Source organism: Campylobacter sp. CNRCH_2007_0968H (genome assembly GCF_025773245.1).
Lineage (GTDB): Bacteria > Campylobacterota > Campylobacteria > Campylobacterales > Campylobacteraceae > Campylobacter_D > Campylobacter_D lari_D.
Map to the genome: position 1 here is coordinate 1 of NZ_JAKMTQ010000048.1, position 968 is coordinate 968.

General features: G+C 25.0%; 2 protein-coding genes. Both read left to right on the plus strand.

Features of this window, described 5'->3' with window-relative positions:
• The coding region (locus L8Y18_RS08565; protein WP_263676668.1) for an AHH domain-containing protein at nucleotides 1-314 on the plus strand (314 nt) is incomplete at its 5' end.
• Nucleotides 314-880, plus strand: a complete 567-nt coding sequence (locus L8Y18_RS08570; RefSeq protein ID WP_263676669.1) for an imm11 family protein — start codon at nucleotides 314-316, stop codon at nucleotides 878-880. The genes L8Y18_RS08565 and L8Y18_RS08570, both read left to right, overlap by 1 nt.
• The last annotated feature ends 88 nt before the right edge of the window (nucleotides 881-968 follow it).

The window sequence follows — 968 nt, forward strand, 5'->3', positions numbered from 1 at the left end:
ATGATAACAAACAATCACCAATTCAAACCCATCATATTGCTACTGATAAGAATAAAAAATTTACTAAAGAATTTCGAAAAATAACAAAAAAATATAACTTGGAATTGGATGGAGATTGGAACAAAGTTAAAATGCCACATCGCGGAAGACATCCTAATGAATACCATGAATATATTCTTGAAAAAATGAGTAAAATTGATAAAATAGCAAGAGGAAATAAGAATAAATTTTTAAAAGAATTTGAAAAACTAAAAGAAGAAGTCAAAAATAATCCTGCTTTACTTAATAAAGAATACTATAAGGAGAGAAAATAATGAGATATTATAAAATGATGTATAACTATAATCATAACGATGTGGATAATTGGCACTCTTGTGATCTTGTAGATATAAAAAATAACGATGAATATACACTTTTAGAATCCAAACCTATTACAAATTGGCAAACACCTAGTTTTGAAATAGACAAAGATGATGGTAAAATACTGACTGATCTTATACACAATGACTGTGGTTGGCGTATAGTCTCTCCTAAATTTATAAATTTAATGCAAGATTTAATCAAAGATTGTGTGCAATATTTAGATGTAGAAATTAAAAGTCAGGAAATAAATTATTATGATTGTAAAATTATGCATGTAACAAAATCACTTGAGGCTTTAGATTATGAACATTCTGTATATACTTATATGGGTGATAATAATGAATATCTAAGTATTACTAAGGCTGTTTTAAAAAAATCAAAACTTGATGGAAGTCATATATTTAGAATTAAAGATGATGAAATACCTGTTTTTGTATCAAGTGAATTTAGAAAAATAGTGAGAGAAAACAATTTATTAGGTTTTAGTTTTAGTGAAGTTATGGTATATGAAAATTAATCATATGAAAATATTGCAATTATAAACTATATAATTTATTAGGTTTTATCAAACAAATACCATAATAAAGGATAGAAAATGACAAGAT